The 13696-nt window shown below is 65.5% G+C and carries 12 protein-coding genes; 1 reads left to right on the top strand and 11 read right to left on the bottom strand.

The features are described 5' to 3' along the window. Positions 1-68: 68 nt before the first annotated feature. The 10 genes from serS to I6F21_RS28990 all read right to left on the bottom strand — a co-directional run bounded on the left by serS (position 69) and on the right by I6F21_RS28990 (position 10793). On the bottom strand, positions 69-1400 hold the full coding sequence (gene serS, locus I6F21_RS29035; RefSeq protein ID WP_036028231.1) for a serine--tRNA ligase: 1332 nt from the start codon (positions 1398-1400) through the stop codon (positions 69-71). Between the two features lie 218 nt (positions 1401-1618). Then, positions 1619-2431, bottom strand: a complete 813-nt coding sequence (gene tatC / locus I6F21_RS29030) for a twin-arginine translocase subunit TatC (RefSeq protein WP_036012758.1) — start codon at positions 2429-2431, stop codon at positions 1619-1621. Next, positions 2428-2922, bottom strand: a complete 495-nt coding sequence (tatB, locus tag I6F21_RS29025) for a Sec-independent protein translocase protein TatB (RefSeq protein ID WP_225125278.1) — start codon at positions 2920-2922, stop codon at positions 2428-2430. Before tatB ends, tatC begins: the two co-directional genes overlap by 4 nt. Positions 2923-3012: 90 nt before the next feature. After that, positions 3013-3246 carry a twin-arginine translocase TatA/TatE family subunit gene (locus I6F21_RS29020; RefSeq protein WP_036012762.1) on the bottom strand — a complete coding sequence of 78 codons (234 nt, stop codon included), beginning with the start codon at positions 3244-3246 and terminating at the stop codon, positions 3013-3015. A gap of 165 nt (positions 3247-3411) precedes the next feature. Beyond that, positions 3412-4167, bottom strand: a complete 756-nt coding sequence (gene scpB, locus I6F21_RS29015) for an SMC-Scp complex subunit ScpB (RefSeq protein WP_036012763.1) — start codon at positions 4165-4167, stop codon at positions 3412-3414. Between the two features lie 21 nt (positions 4168-4188). Next, on the bottom strand, positions 4189-5028 hold the full coding sequence (locus I6F21_RS29010) for a ScpA family protein (RefSeq protein ID WP_036012765.1): 840 nt from the start codon (positions 5026-5028) through the stop codon (positions 4189-4191). After that, positions 5025-6053 carry a beta-N-acetylhexosaminidase gene (gene nagZ, locus I6F21_RS29005; RefSeq protein ID WP_225139990.1) on the bottom strand — a complete coding sequence of 343 codons (1029 nt, stop codon included), beginning with the start codon at positions 6051-6053 and terminating at the stop codon, positions 5025-5027. The genes I6F21_RS29010 and nagZ overlap by 4 nt, the downstream gene beginning before the upstream one ends. A 46-nt stretch (positions 6054-6099) precedes the next feature. Beyond that, positions 6100-7644 (bottom strand): SPOR domain-containing protein, encoded by a 1545-nt coding sequence (locus I6F21_RS29000; protein WP_225139991.1) that lies wholly within the window; start codon positions 7642-7644, stop codon positions 6100-6102. Positions 7645-7784: 140 nt separating this feature from the next. Further along, the gene (gene argS / locus I6F21_RS28995) at positions 7785-9575 is read right to left on the bottom strand and encodes an arginine--tRNA ligase (RefSeq protein WP_225183865.1); all 1791 of its coding nucleotides are present in this window, start codon (positions 9573-9575) and stop codon (positions 7785-7787) included. A gap of 9 nt (positions 9576-9584) precedes the next feature. Further along, the gene (locus I6F21_RS28990) at positions 9585-10793 is read right to left on the bottom strand and encodes a deoxyguanosinetriphosphate triphosphohydrolase (protein ID WP_225139993.1); all 1209 of its coding nucleotides are present in this window, start codon (positions 10791-10793) and stop codon (positions 9585-9587) included. A gap of 110 nt (positions 10794-10903) precedes the next feature. On the opposite strand from I6F21_RS28990, the gene erpA reads away from it, so the two are divergent. Then, positions 10904-11233 carry an iron-sulfur cluster insertion protein ErpA gene (gene erpA / locus I6F21_RS28985; protein WP_024342679.1) on the top strand — a complete coding sequence of 110 codons (330 nt, stop codon included), beginning with the start codon at positions 10904-10906 and terminating at the stop codon, positions 11231-11233. A gap of 5 nt (positions 11234-11238) precedes the next feature. On the opposite strand, the gene I6F21_RS28980 is transcribed toward erpA, so the two are convergent. Further along, positions 11239-13548, bottom strand: coding sequence for an ATP-binding protein (locus I6F21_RS28980; protein WP_225139994.1), 2310 nt, complete (start codon positions 13546-13548; stop codon positions 11239-11241). Between the last annotated feature and the right edge of the window lie 148 nt (positions 13549-13696).

Below are 13696 nucleotides of genomic sequence, written 5' to 3'. Positions count from 1 at the left end.
TCGCAACGCGATTCTCGTCATGCCGCGTTTTCGGACGCGAACCGCTGCCCACTTCGCGGGAAAACCCTTTAGTCGCGCGCGATCACCTTCAGCCCGCCCATATAGGGCTGGAGCACGTCCGGGACCGCGATCGAGCCGTCCTCCTGCTGATAGGTTTCCATCACGGCGATCAGCGCGCGGCCGACTGCGGTGCCGGAGCCGTTCAGCGTGTGCACGAAGCGCGGCTTGCCGTCGGGCCCGCGCGAGCGCGCATCCATGCGCCGTGCCTGGAAGTCGCCGCAGACCGAGCAGCTCGAGATCTCGCGGAACGCCCCGCCCTCGCCCTGCCCGGGCATCCAGACCTCGATGTCATAGGTTTTTTGCGCCGAGAAGCCCATATCTCCTGCGCAGAGCGTCATCACACGGTAATGCAGGTCGAGCTTCTGCAGCACCTGCTCGGCGCAGGACAGCATCCGCTCCAGCTCGTCCTTGCTCACTTCCGGCGTCGTGATCGAGACCAGTTCGACCTTGGTGAACTGGTGCTGGCGGATCATGCCGCGAGTGTCGCGCCCCGCCGCACCCGCCTCGGCGCGGAAGCATGGCGTCAGCGCGGTCAGCCGCATCGGCAATTGCTTCTCATCGAGGATGGATTCGCGGGCGAGATTGGTGAGCGACACTTCGGCGGTGGGGATCAGACCGAGGCGCTCGGTCTTCAGCCGCTCATGGTCCGGCGAGGCGAGCAGCTCGCCCTTGATCGCCCAGAACTGATCGTCCTCGAATTTCGGCAATTGCCCGGTGCCGAACATCACCTCGTTGCGCACCAGGAGCGGCGGATTGATCTCGGTGTAGCCGTGCTCGGTGGTGTGCAGATCGAGCATGAACTGGCCGATGGCACGCTCGAGCCGCGCCAGCCCCTTCTTCAGCACGACGAAACGCGCGCCGGAGAGTTTTGCCGCCGCTTCGAAATCCATGTAGCCGAGCGCGGTGCCGAGATCGTCATGCAGCTTCGGCGCAAAGCCATAGTTGCGCTTGTTGCCGAACACGTGATGCTGCACGTTGCCGTGCTCGTCGAGACCGTCGGGCACGTCCTCGAACGGAATGTTCGGGATCGCGGCCAGCTCTTTGGTCAGCTCATCGTCAGCGGCTTTTGCCGCCGCTTCGAGTTCGGGCATCGTGGTCTTGAGCTCGGCGACCTCGGCCATCAGCTTCGACGCACGCGGCTCGTCCTTGGCCTTCTTGGCATCGCCGATTTCCTTCGAAGCTGCATTGCGCCGCGCCTGCGCCTGCTCGGAGGCGAGGATCGCCGCACGCCGCTTCTCGTCGATCGCGAGCAGCGAGACCGACATCGGCTTCAAACCGCGCCGTGCGAGGCCGGCGTCGAAGGCTTGCGGATTGTCGCGGATCGCTTTGATGTCGTGCATGGCTGTGGTCCTGGATCAGCGCGTAAATAGTCAACGTTTATGCCGACAACTTACATTGGCGCGCTTTCCCCTAGCATTCTGTCATCGCCCGTGAAAGCGGGCGATCCAGTATTCCAGAGACGTCAGTGTTTCCCCGAGGGGCCGCGGCGTACTGGATTCCCCGCTCCAGTGCGCAATTGCGCACAAGGCGGGGAATGACACCGGTGGGCTTGGTCGCCCTACTCCGCCGGATTGGCCGGCGTCGACACGTCAGTGCCGGTGGCAGCCTGTGCGGCGGCCGCTTTCCTCTCCACCATCGCCACCGCGAGGATCGAGCCCTCGTAGAGCGCCATCAGCGGAAACGCGAGGGAGCACTGGCTGAGCACGTCGGGCGGCGTCAGCACGGCTGCGATCACGAAGGCCATGACGATGAAGTAGCGGCGCTTCTCGCGCAACATCGTCGAGCTGACGATGCCGATCCGCCCGAGCAGCGTCAGGATCACCGGCAGCTGGAAGGCGATGCCGAAGGCGAAGATCAGCGACATCATCAGCGACAGATATTCGCCGACCTTGGGCAGCAGCTGGATCTGCGCGGTCTCGTCGCCGCCGGTCTGCTGCATGCCGAGCGAGAAGCGCACCAGCATCGGCAGCACGACGAAATAGACCAGCGCCGCGCCCAGGACGAAGAAGAACGGCGTCGCGACCAGATACGGCAGGAACGCCTGCTTCTCGTGCTTGTAGAGCCCGGGCGCGACGAACTTGTAGATCTGCGTCGCCACGATCGGGAACGAGATGAAGCCGGCGCCGAACAGCGCGAGCTTGAGCTGGGTGATGAAATATTCGAGCAGCGCCGTGTAGATGAATTTCGAGTTCTCCGGCCCCGCAATCCACACGAACGGCCAGACAAGCACGTTGTAGATCTGCTTGGCGAAGAAGAAGCAGAAGATGAAGGCCAGGCCAAAGCCGAGCAGCGCCTTGATCAGCCGCGAGCGCAGCTCGATCAAATGGTCCATCAGCGGGGCTTTGCTGGCCTCGATATCGGCGTCGGTCATGACGCTTTGGCGTCCTTGATCGCTTCGGATGGCGCGGTGTCCTGCGCAACCTTTGCCTGTTCGACCTCACGGGTAATCGCGAGCGGCTCGTTCGCGGCCGCATGCGCTTCGGCTTCCATGAAGGTCGACGGCGTCGGGGTCTCCGGTGTCGTGGGCGTGACGGGCGGATCGACGGCAGTAGCGGCCGGCGTCTCGGCCGGCTTGTCCAGCGCATCGATGCGAAGCGCGTCGCTCACGTCCTTCTGGAGCGAGCTCATCGGATTGAAACCCGTGGCGGCTTCCTTGACCTCGTCGAAGCTTTTCTTGAGGTCGGCCATCTCGGCCTCACGCATCGCCTCCTGGAACTGGCCCTGGAATTCGGCCGCCATCTTGCGCGCCTTGCCCATCCACTGCCCGACCATGCGCAGCACGCCCGGCAGCTCTTTCGGGCCGATGGCGATCAGGGCCACGACCCCGATGAGGACCAGTTCACTCCACCCGATGTCGAACATGAGGTCTTCCGTTCACGCGAAGCCGGAGCCGGCCCAATCCCTTGCGCGCAGGATCGGGCCGCTACCCGCGTCTCGCGTGCTTCTTCCGGCTCAGACGGCCTTGCTGCCGACGTCGGACCGTGTCGCGGTCGGCGCAGCATTGTGCTCGATCGACTTCGCCGGCTCGGGCTTCTCGGCAGCCTTGTCGTCGTCCTGCATGCCCTTCTTGAACGCCTTGATGCCCTGAGCCACGTCGCCCATCAGATCCGAAATCTTGCCGCGGCCGAACAGCAGCAGGACCACTGCGATCACCAAGATCCAGTGCCAAATGCTGAGTGAACCCATCCTGCAACCCTCCAAACGCGCATGGCCGGGGACCCGGCCGATCTCACCGAAACCTAGGCTTGGCAGACCTCAAAAACAAGGACCAAGGCAGCGCCAATTCGCTGTCGGCGCTACGCAATCCTGCTAGTGTTAACTGGTCGCAGGGGCCCGTATTTCGCCGGTACGTCAGTCCTCGGCGCCGCCTTCGCTGCCACCCTCATTGCCGCCTTCTGGCGGGCTCTCAGGCTCGACCGCAGGCGCAAGGGCGAGATCGAGGTCATCGCCCGGTTCCAGCGGATCCTCGTCCTCCCGCAGGGCCGGATCATCCGACGGCGTCGGCACGCTGAACCCGGTGGGCAGACGCGAATCCAACAGTCCCGTCCCCTTCAGCTCTTCCAGGCCCGGCAGGTCGCCGAGCTGTTCCAGGGTGAACTGCGACAGGAACTCCTCGGTCGTTCCGAAGGTCAAGGGCCGGCCCGGCGTCTTGCGCCGGCCGCGCGGCTTGATCCAGCCGGTCTCCAGCAGCACGTCGAGCGTGCCCTTCGACGTGACGACGCCGCGGATCTCCTCGATCTCGGCCCGCGTCACCGGCTGGTGATAGGCGATGATCGCGAGCACCTCGATTGCGGCCCGCGACAGGCGGCGGGTCTCGGTGCTCTCCCGCGTCATCAGCCAGGCCAGATCGCCCGCGGTGCGGAACGTCCATTTGTTGGCGACGCGAACGAGATTGACGCCGCGCGAGGCATAATCGGCCTGCAACTGCTCGAGCGCAGCCTTGACGTCGACGCCCTCGGGCATGCGCTTGGCCAGCGTCGCGGTGTCCAGCGGTTCATTCGAGGCGAACAGCAGCGCCTCCAGCAGCCGCAACTCCTCGGGACGCGCCTGGGATTCGTTCTCCATCGGCTCGGCCTCTTCTACCCGCACTTCAGCCAGGCTTGCCATGGCAGATTCTCCTTCTTGCACTTAAGCGACCGGCGCATCAGGCGCAGGAGCTGCGTCCGGGACCGGTTTTGGGCGCCCCTTCCGGAAATAGATCGGCGCAAACGCTTCCTTCTGATTCAGCTCGAGCTGACCTTCGCGCACCAGTTCGAGCGCGGCGGCAAAGCTCGAGGCGAACACCGTCGCGCGCTGCGTCGGGTCGGCGACATGCCGGATCAGGAAGTCGTCGAGAACACCCCAATCGTCCTGCTCGGTGATGCTGCCGACCAGCCGCTCCAGCGTGGCGCGCGCTTCGGCGAGCGACCACACCGTGCGCTTGGCCAGATGCACGCTCGCCAGCACGCGCGACTGGCGTTGCGCGGCATAGGCGGTGAGCAAATCATAGAGCGTGGCCGTGTATTTCGGGTGCTTGATCTCGGCGATGTGCTCGGGCTCGCCACGCGCGAAGATGTCGCGCTGCAATTGCGGCCTGTTCATCAGCCGGTTGGCGGCTTCGCGAATGGCTTCCAGGCGGCGCAGCCGGTTGGCGAGCGCCGTCGCCATCTGCTCGGCGCTCGGGCCTTCCGCGCTCGGCGGCTCCGGCAGCAGCAGGCGCGACTTCAGGAAGGCAAGCCATGCGGCCATCACCAGATAGTCCGCGGCGAGCTCCAGCCGGATCTTTCGCGCGGCTTCGATGAAATGGAGGTACTGGTCGGCGAGCGCGAGAATCGAAATCTTGGCGAGATCGACCTTCTGCTGCCGCGCCAGCGCAAGCAACAAATCGAGCGGGCCCTCATAGCCCTCGACGTCCACCACCAACGCCGGCTCACCCTCGGCGAGCTCTGCGGGCCGCCCGGTTTCGAACGATAGGATTTCTGCAGTCATGCCGATGCCGTGTTTGCCCGTGCGATCAATGCATCCAGTTCGGCGCGTGCGGCCACGCGGTCGAACGGCTGCGGCGGCTTGCGTGCGGCGAGCGCGGCGTTCGCCCGCTCCAGCGCCCCACCGGCCAGTTCAGGTGTCTCGCCGGCGACGTCGCGCATCTCCTCGATGTTGCCGTTGCAATGCAGGGCCACGTCGCAGCCGGCCGCGAAGATCGCGCGAGTCCGCTCGGCGATATTTCCCGACAGCGCGTTCATCGACACGTCATCACTCATTAACAAACCCTGGAACCCGATTGCGCCGCGAATCACGTCAGCAATCATTGTCGCAGATGTCGTCGCCGGATGGGCGGGGTCGAAGGCGCTAAACACAACATGTGCAGTCATCGCCATCGGCAGATCAGCCAGCGGTTTGAATGCGGCGAAATCGGTCCGCTCCAGCTCGTCCCGGGGCGTGTCGACGGTCGGCAGCTTGAAATGGGTGTCGGCGGTGGCGCGGCCATGCCCGGGAATATGCTTGAGCACCGGCAGCACGCCGCCCTGCTCCAGGCCCTCGGTGACGGCGCGGGCAATCGCCGCGACCTTGCCGGGCTCGGTGCCGTAGGCCCGGTTGCCGATGACCGCATCGGCGCCCGGCACCGGCACATCCGCCAAGGGCAGGCAATCCACGGTAACGCCGAGATCGGCGAGATCGGCTGCGATCAGGCGGGCACTGAGGCGCGCCGCGGTGAGCCCGAGGGCCGAATCAGTGTCGTACAAATTCGCGAATACGGCCCCCGGCGGATAGACCGGCCAGTGTGGCGGCCCCAGCCGCTGCACCCGTCCCCCCTCCTGGTCGATCAGGACCGGCGCGTCGGGGGCCTTCGCGACCGAACGCAATTCTGCAACCAACGCAGCAACTCGTGCTGGTGTTGCGACATTACGCTTGAACAGGATGAAGCCCCATGGGCGTTCGGCACGGATAAACTCCCGCTCGGCGGCGGTCAGTTCCGTTCCGGATACGCCGGTAATGAAGGCCCGCGTGCTCATAACGGCCGATTAACTCTGCCCCGCAAGGGGGTCAAGGAAACGACCGTTAATTCCTCTGGACGAAGCAGGCAGACAGGCCTGCGGACTTCAGATTGTTGCAGGCTTGCGTCGCTTCCTCGGCCGAGCCATAGGGGCCGGCGAAGGCGCGGTAGACGACTCCCTTGCCCTTGTCGGTGAGGTCGACACGCTTGATGACGGGCGAACGGGAACCGAGCACGCTGCCGTACTTGCCCTGGAGCACCCGGTAGGATGCGGCGGCGCTATCCTCGCTCTGCTGCGAGGAGACTTGCACGATGTAGCCGCCACCGCTGTTTGTGGGCGCGATCTGCGTCGGGTTGGTCGCAGCCATCCGCTGCGGCGGCTCGGCCGCCGGGGACGATTGCGGCGCCAGCGACATCGGCTGGTTGGCGCTGGCATTGGCCGAGGTCGGCGGATTGCGCGGCGCGGCGGGCGCAACCGGCGCGGCAACGGGCTTCGGCGCCGCGGGCGCCGGCTTGGCGGCGGCCGATTGCGGCACGGCGCTATCGGTCTGATCGCCCTTCACCGCAACGGTCCTGATCGCGCGCGGCGAATTGTTCGGCAGCGTGCCGTTGCTCGGGCTCGGACCCGCGCTCGGCGGCGGCACGGTGGATGGTGACACGCTCGCCACCGAGGGCGGGTTCGCATTCTGGTTCAGCGGCGGGAACACCACGCGCGGCCCGCCCGCCTTGGCGTTGACGTCGACGGGCGCCTCCTCGCGCGGCACGATCTTTTCGGTGCCGTCACCGCTGACCATGCGGTCCGGTACCTTGACCGCGGAGTCCGTCGGCGCCGGCACGATCTTGGTCGGGGTGTTGTCGGCCTTGATGATCGGCGGCTCGCCGCTACGAGGCGAGCCGATATAGGTCTTGTAGGCGAATGCAGCACCGGTGCCGAGCACGGCAAGCGCCAGGATCGCCGCGACCGTCATCATGCCGCCGCGCTGCTTCTTCGGCTCCTCGACCTCGTCCTCCGGATAGTCGCTCTGGTCGGCGTAAGGGTCGTCGGGATAGGCCGGCTCGCGCTGATAGTCCTGCTCGCCTGTCTCCAGCCGACCATAGAGCGCATCGTCGTAGCGCGACGGATCGGGCTGCGCATACGGCTCCTGATAGGACTGCTCCTGGTAGGCCTGACCATGCTGCTGATAGGCCTGCTCCTGATGAGCTTGATCTTGATAGGTGTCCTGATAGGCCTGGGGCTGATGAACGACAGGCTCGGGCGCGGCAGGCTTGGCCGCGTAGCGATGCAGCGGGTGGACCGGGCTTACGGTGACCGGATAATCAGGCTCCGGCGCGGGTGTCGGCTGCGGTTGCACGTTGGCACGCCGCATCCATGAGGGCGGCGACGGTGCCTGCTCCGCGTAGTCCTGCTGATCATCGAGCTGGCGGTAATCGTGGTCCTGATAGCTCTGGGCGGGCGCCGCCGGCGGACGCGACTGCGCTGCAAACGGATCGGTCTGCCCGATCAGACGGGCGAGCTCGGCCAAGGGATCGCTATCCGCCTTCCCATGCTGGTCGCCGCCGCGACCATAGTCATCGGAAGGAAACGGTCTGTCCTGATATCGTTCGGCCATCGTGATGATGCGTCCCTTCGGGAAAGCCGCGCGCCCCTCGACCAAGGCACGGCTTTCGACCCACAAGGCTTTCAACCAAGTCTAAGCGATCCGGCTTCTGCCGGTTACCCCCGAATTCCCCTTAAGTAGTTCGCCCCAAACTACCGCATCTCGTCCGGGGCATGGACGCCGAGGATGGCGAGGCCCGATGCCAGGACCGAGACGACGCCCTGGACCATTGCCAATCGCGCCTTTGTAAGATCTGCATCATTATTGATAATGAAGCGTAAATAGGGCAAATCGCGCCCTTTCGACCAAAGTGCATGAAATTCGCTGGCTAAATCATAGAGATAAAAGGCAATTCGGTGCGGCTCATGGGCCGCGGCGGCAGCTTCCAGCATGCGCGGATAAATTGCGAGGCGCTTAAGAAGATCGAGCTCTACGGGGTCCGACAACCGTTCCACCGCCGACTCAGCGAGCCATGCGATCCGCGCGCCGGCATCCTCTGGGAGTTCCGGGAACACCTCGGCGCGGGCATTGCGGAAGATCGAGTGACCGCGGGCATGGCCGTACTGGACGTAGAACACCGGGTTGTCCCGCGACTGTTCCATGACCTTGGCGAGGTCGAAATCGAGCACCGCGTCGTTCTTCCGGTACAGCATCATGAAGCGGACGGCGTCCTGGCCGACTTCATCCACCACGTCACGCAAGGTGACGAAGTCCCCGCTCCGCTTGGACATCTTCACCGGCTCGCCGCTGCGCAGGAGCTTCACGAGCTGGACGATCTTGACGTCCAGCGATCCCTTAGCCGACGTCGTCGCCTTCACCGCCGCCTGCATGCGCTTGATGTAGCCGCCGTGATCGGCGCCCCAGACGTCGATCATCTCGGCAAAGCCGCGGTCGAACTTGTCCTTGTGATAGGCGATGTCGGAGGCGAAGTAGGTGTAGGAATTGTCCGACTTGATCAGCGGACGATCGACGTCGTCGCCGTAGGCGGTCGCCCTGAACAGCAGCTGCTCGCGGTCTTCCCAATCCTCGACCGGCGCGCCCTTCGGCGGCGGCAGGCGGCCCTCGTAGATGTCGCCCTTGGCCTTCAGGAAATCGATGGTCTCGGCGACCTTGTTGTTGCCGGTCTCGATCAGGGAGCGCTCGGAGAAGAACACGTCGTGGCGGATGTTGAGGGCGGCGAGATCGTCCTTGATCTCGTCCATCATCATCGCGATGGCCTTGGCGCGCACGGTCGGCAGCCACTGGGCCTCGCTCATCGCGAGCAGCTTGTCGCCATGCTCCGTCGCCAGCGCCTGCCCGACCGGCTTGAGGTAGTCGCCGGGATAGAGCCCTTCCGGGATCGCGCCAATGTCCTCGCCGAGCGCTTCGCGATACCTCAGGAAGGCTGAGCGCGCGAGCACGTCGACCTGGGCGCCGGCGTCATTGATGTAATATTCGCGCGTGACATCGTGGCCGGCGAACTGGAGCAGGCTCGCCAGCGCGTCGCCGAACACGGCGCCGCGGCAATGGCCGACATGCATCGGCCCGGTCGGATTGGCGGAGACGTATTCGACATTGACCTTGGAGCCGCCCCGGATGCGGCCGTATTCGGCACCCTCGCGCAGCACGGTGCGCAGCGCCTCGGCCCAGGCAGCCGGCTTCAGCGTCAGATTGATGAAGCCGGGACCGGCGACATCGACTTTGGCGATCAGCGCATCCGTGCGCAGCCGTTCGGCGATCTGCTCGGCGAGATCGCGCGGCTTTGCCTTTGCCTCTTTCGCAAGCACCATGGCGGCGTTGGTCGCCATGTCGCCATGGGAGGCATCGCGCGGCGGCTCGACGACGACGCGGGAGAAATCGATGCCCTCGGGCCAGCTGGAATCCGCCGCAAGCGCGCGGCAGGCGCCGTGCACGCGTGCGAGCACGTCGGCGAACAGATGCAGCGATGAGGATGTCTGGGGCATGGCCGCCGCCTAACGCAAATCCGGGGTCGAGTCAAAGAGCCGCTGGTGCTCGGTCAGGGCGAAGCGGTCGGTCATTCCGGCAATGAAATTGCCGATCCGGCGGGCCCGGTCGCCCTCGTCGTCGGCCTCAGCCCCCAGCAGCCATTCCGGCGGCAGCTCGCTGGGGGATTTCAGGTATTTTGCGAACAGATCGAACAGGATCTGCTCGGCCTCGCTCATCACCCGCATCACCCGCGCGTGGCGGTACATGTGCTGGTACAGGAAGCGTTTGATGGCGGCCTCTTCCTCGGCCACTTCGGCGGGGAATGCGACCAGCGCCCGGCTCTGCCGGCGGACATCCTGGGCCGATTGCGGCTTCACGGCCGCGAGGTTCTTCCCTGTCTCCGCAAACACCGCTCCGATCAGGTGCGAGATCAGCTCGCGCACCAGCTCAGCACCGCGCCGGACGTCTTCAAGATCGGGATAATGCGCCGCAGTCTCGGCGATGATCTCCGCCGTCAGCGGCATCACCTTGAGATCGTCGAGCTGGAACAGGCCGGCGCGCAGACCGTCATCGATGTCGTGGGCATCATAGGCGATGTCGTCGGCGATCGCGGCGACCTGCGCCTCCAGCGAGGCGAAGCTCCACAATTCGAGATCGTAGGTCTTGACGTAGTCGGCGATCCCGACGGGAACGCCATGCTCGCGGTAGCCCCCGACCGGGGCGCCGCTGCGGTCGGTCAGCGGACCGTTATGCTTGACGATGCCTTCCAGCGATTCCCAAGTCAGGTTGAGCCCGTCGAACTCGGGATAGCGGTGCTCGAGCGAAGCCACGACGCGCAGCGTCTGGGCATTGTGGTCGAAGCCCCCGAACGCCTTCAGACAGGCGTCCAGGGCCCGCTCGCCGGCATGCCCGAACGGCGGATGACCGAGATCGTGCGCGAGCGCCAGAGTTTCGGTGAGGTCCTCGTCGAGCCCGAGCTGGCGGGCCAGCGCGCGGGCGATCTGGGCCACCTCCAGCGAATGGGTCAGCCGGGTGCGGTAGTGGTCGCCCTCGTGGAACACGAACACCTGGGTCTTGTACTTGAGGCGGCGGAACGCGGTGGAATGGATCACCCGATCGCAATCGCGCCGGAACGGGCTGCGGGTCCGGCTCGGAGGCTCGGCGACCAGCCGGCCGCGGCTGCGATCGGGGTCGCAGGCATAGGGCGCGCGGGGGGCTGCCATTCCGACGGACACGGCGAATTTAGTCCCTATCCATTTGATTCTGCGTATGGTGGCACTTAACTATGTCGGGCGCGGGATACCAAATGAATTGGGTATGACGCCGGGACTATCGGAGACCAACAATGACGACTGCCGTGACCATCAGCGACCGGGCCGCACGCCGGATTGGGGAGATCCTCAAGGGCGAAGGCTCGGGCGCGATGCTGCGCATTTCGGTCGAGGGCGGCGGCTGCTCCGGCTTCCAGTACAAGTTCGACATCGACCGCGCCCGCACCGACGACGATCTCGTGATCGAGCAGGACAATGCGGTGGTGCTGGTCGATTCCGCCTCCCAGCCGTTCCTGGCGGGGTCGCAGGTCGATTTCGTCGACGACCTGATCGGCGCCTCGTTCCGCGTCAACAATCCCAACGCCACCGCGTCCTGCGGCTGCGGGACGAGCTTCTCGGTCTAGCGCGCCTACGCGCCCGTTATCTCCCTTTCCTCGTCCGTCCAGGCCACCTCGACCGGCATCAACGTCGGCTGGAGCGGTGCGTCCTCCGACATGACGTGACCGTCCAGCGCCCGCAGGAGCGCTCCGACCAGTGCCGGCTTGCGCAGCGGCTTGGCCAGGAAGTCCGACATGCCGGCTTCGCGGCAGATCTTGATGTCCTCGGGGAAGGCATTGGCGGTCAGCGCGATGATCGGCATGGCTTCGAAGCGCTCGCCTTGCGCGCGGATCGCGCGGGTGGCGGCGAGCCCGTCCATGTCGGGCATGCGCACGTCCATCAGCACGACGTCGTAATTGCCTTCGGAGGCTGCCGCGACGGCTTCGGTCCCGTCGGTGACGACACGCAGCTCGATGTCGAATGCCCCCAGCATCTTGCTCACGACCATGCGGTTGACCGCATCGTCCTCCGCGACCAGCACCTTCAGCGGCCGGTCGAGACCGGAGATCCGGGCCTGGAGCTCGTCGGCTTCGTCGCGGCCGCCAGCCTGATCGGACGCCTGCGCCTGGCTCCAGGGCAGGACCAGCGTGAAGCGGAAGGTCGAGCCCTCTCCCGGCGTCGAGATGACGCCGATCGTGCCGCCCATCTGCTCGATGATCCGCCTGCTGATGGCAAGGCCGAGGCCAGTGCCGCCGAAGCGGCGGCTGATCGAGGCATCAGCCTGGGCGAAGTCGCTGAACAGCAGGTCGAGCTTGTCGGGCGCGATACCGATGCCGCTGTCGGTCACCGTCCATTCGACGGTCGCCAGCAGGTCGCGCCGCGCCTGGCAGGTCGCCGATATCGTCACCTCGCCTTCGTCGGTGAACTTCACAGCGTTGGAGGCGAGATTGAGCAGCACCTGGCGGATGCGCGCGACGTCGCCGCGGAGCGTCGGCGGCAGGTTCGGATCGAGCTCGACCTTGACCGTGAGCCCCTTGCTCTTGGCGCTGGCGCGCACCACGGTCGCAACCGTCTCGACCAGCGCCTGCGGCGCGAAGTCGATCGCCTCGAACTGGAAGCGGCCTGCTTCCAGCTTGGAGAGATCGAGAATGTCGTTGAGGATGCGCTGGAGGTTGTCGCCGGACTCGCGGATCGTGGTGACGGCCTCGCGCTGCTCCGGATCGAGCCTGGTTTCGAGGAGCATGCTGGCAAGACCGAGCACGCCGTTCATGGGCGTGCGGATCTCGTGGCTCATCACCGCCAGGAAGTCTGACTTGGCGCGGCTTTCGGCCTCGGCCTTTTCCGCGCGCCAGCGCTCGGTGACGTCGCGCCCGAAGCCGCGATAGCCCAGGAAATGACCGTCACGATCATGGGCCGGCTTCGCCGTCAGCGACCACAGCCGGGCCTCGCCGCCGGCGACGACCTTGAGATTCATCTCGTGCAGCGGCTCGGCCTGCTCCATCAGGCCGACGATGTTGTAGGCCGCTGACTTGTCCTCGGGGCAGAGCATGTCGAGCACGTCGGCGAACTGCGCGCCTTTCAGCAGCGGAAGCGGCAGCTGCGCGACGTCCGCGAAGCGTTGCGGCACGTCGACGAGACGTCCCTCTGCATCGGTCTGCCAGAGCCAGTCGCTGGCGTTCTCCTGAAAATCCTTCAGCAGCAGCGAGATGATCTCGGTCTGGCGCTCGAGCTCGAGCTGGGCCTTGAGATTGCCGAGGAAGAGGTTGCCCTGGGAGACGATGTTACGCGCCATGAAAAATGCGAACAGCAGCAGGAACACGGCGGTCACCAGATATGGGCCGGTGCCGCACAGGAGGAGCGCGCCGGCGCAGGCGATCGTCATGGTCGCGAGATAGACGAGGCCCGCGCGCGGGAAGGTCGAGAGCGTGAAAGCGCCGCCGGACATCATGCCGACCATCAGGCAGGCCAGGAGCAATTGACTGGTCGGCTCGATGCGGCTGAACAGAGCGAGCGGCAGCGCGCCCCAGATCGCGGCGAGAAAAAACGCCTGCCGCAGCATCTGCCGCGCCGCGCGGGGCGAAGCCTCCTGCGGCGGGTTCTGATGCGACTTGTGCCACGCGCGCACCGCGAGCGAAGCGGTGGCGGCGAGCGTCAGGCCCCAGATGGCGAGGAAGTCGTTCCAGCCCCTGCCCCAGAACAGGATCAGCACGATGGCGACGTTCAACATCGTCACGGCCATCGTCACGGGGATCAGCTGGGTCACCGCGTCGATCTGCTTGGCGCGGATGCGGCGGATCTCGCGCTCGCTGAGATCGGCGGTCAGACCGTCCTCGATCTCGAAGCCGCCGAGCCAATACAGGAACGCGCCGATCAGGCCGTCACGCGGCTGAGTTCGATTCATCGCCTTGTCCGGCCATCCATCCGAGGAACCTCTTGACGATCAATGGCCTGCGGCCTGCTTAAGCCGGGTTAATTTTGTGGGAGATTTTGCGGCCGGCTTGACGGGTGCGTTTGCATTTTGTTCTAACCAAGACCCCCCCGCCCGGAGC

Origin of the sequence: Bradyrhizobium sp. NBAIM03, assembly GCF_020194055.1 — a bacterium.
In the GTDB taxonomy this organism is placed as follows: Bacteria; Pseudomonadota; Alphaproteobacteria; order Rhizobiales; family Xanthobacteraceae; genus Bradyrhizobium; species Bradyrhizobium yuanmingense.
The sequence above is the reverse complement of the archived record's forward strand: the minus strand, read 5'-3'. Positions and strand labels throughout refer to the sequence as shown.

Excerpts from the sequence above, each read along its gene's own strand:
- argS (WP_225183865.1), bottom strand. The coding sequence starts at position 9,575 with ATGCCCCAGACATCCTCATCGCTGCATCTGTTCGCCGACGTGCTCGCA.
- serS (WP_036028231.1), bottom strand. The coding sequence starts at position 1,400 with ATGCACGACATCAAAGCGATCCGCGACAATCCGCAAGCCTTCGACGCC.
- nagZ (WP_225139990.1), bottom strand. The coding sequence starts at position 6,053 with ATGAGCACGCGGGCCTTCATTACCGGCGTATCCGGAACGGAACTGACC.
- I6F21_RS29000 (WP_225139991.1), bottom strand. The coding sequence starts at position 7,644 with ATGGCCGAACGATATCAGGACAGACCGTTTCCTTCCGATGACTATGGT.
- I6F21_RS28980 (WP_225139994.1), bottom strand. The coding sequence starts at position 13,548 with ATGAATCGAACTCAGCCGCGTGACGGCCTGATCGGCGCGTTCCTGTAT.
- tatB (WP_225125278.1), bottom strand. The coding sequence starts at position 2,922 with ATGTTCGACATCGGGTGGAGTGAACTGGTCCTCATCGGGGTCGTGGCC.
- I6F21_RS29020 (WP_036012762.1), bottom strand. The coding sequence starts at position 3,246 with ATGGGTTCACTCAGCATTTGGCACTGGATCTTGGTGATCGCAGTGGTC.
- I6F21_RS29010 (WP_036012765.1), bottom strand. The coding sequence starts at position 5,028 with ATGACTGCAGAAATCCTATCGTTCGAAACCGGGCGGCCCGCAGAGCTC.
- scpB (WP_036012763.1), bottom strand. The coding sequence starts at position 4,167 with ATGGCAAGCCTGGCTGAAGTGCGGGTAGAAGAGGCCGAGCCGATGGAG.
- erpA (WP_024342679.1), top strand. The coding sequence starts at position 10,904 with ATGACGACTGCCGTGACCATCAGCGACCGGGCCGCACGCCGGATTGGG.
- tatC (WP_036012758.1), bottom strand. The coding sequence starts at position 2,431 with ATGACCGACGCCGATATCGAGGCCAGCAAAGCCCCGCTGATGGACCAT.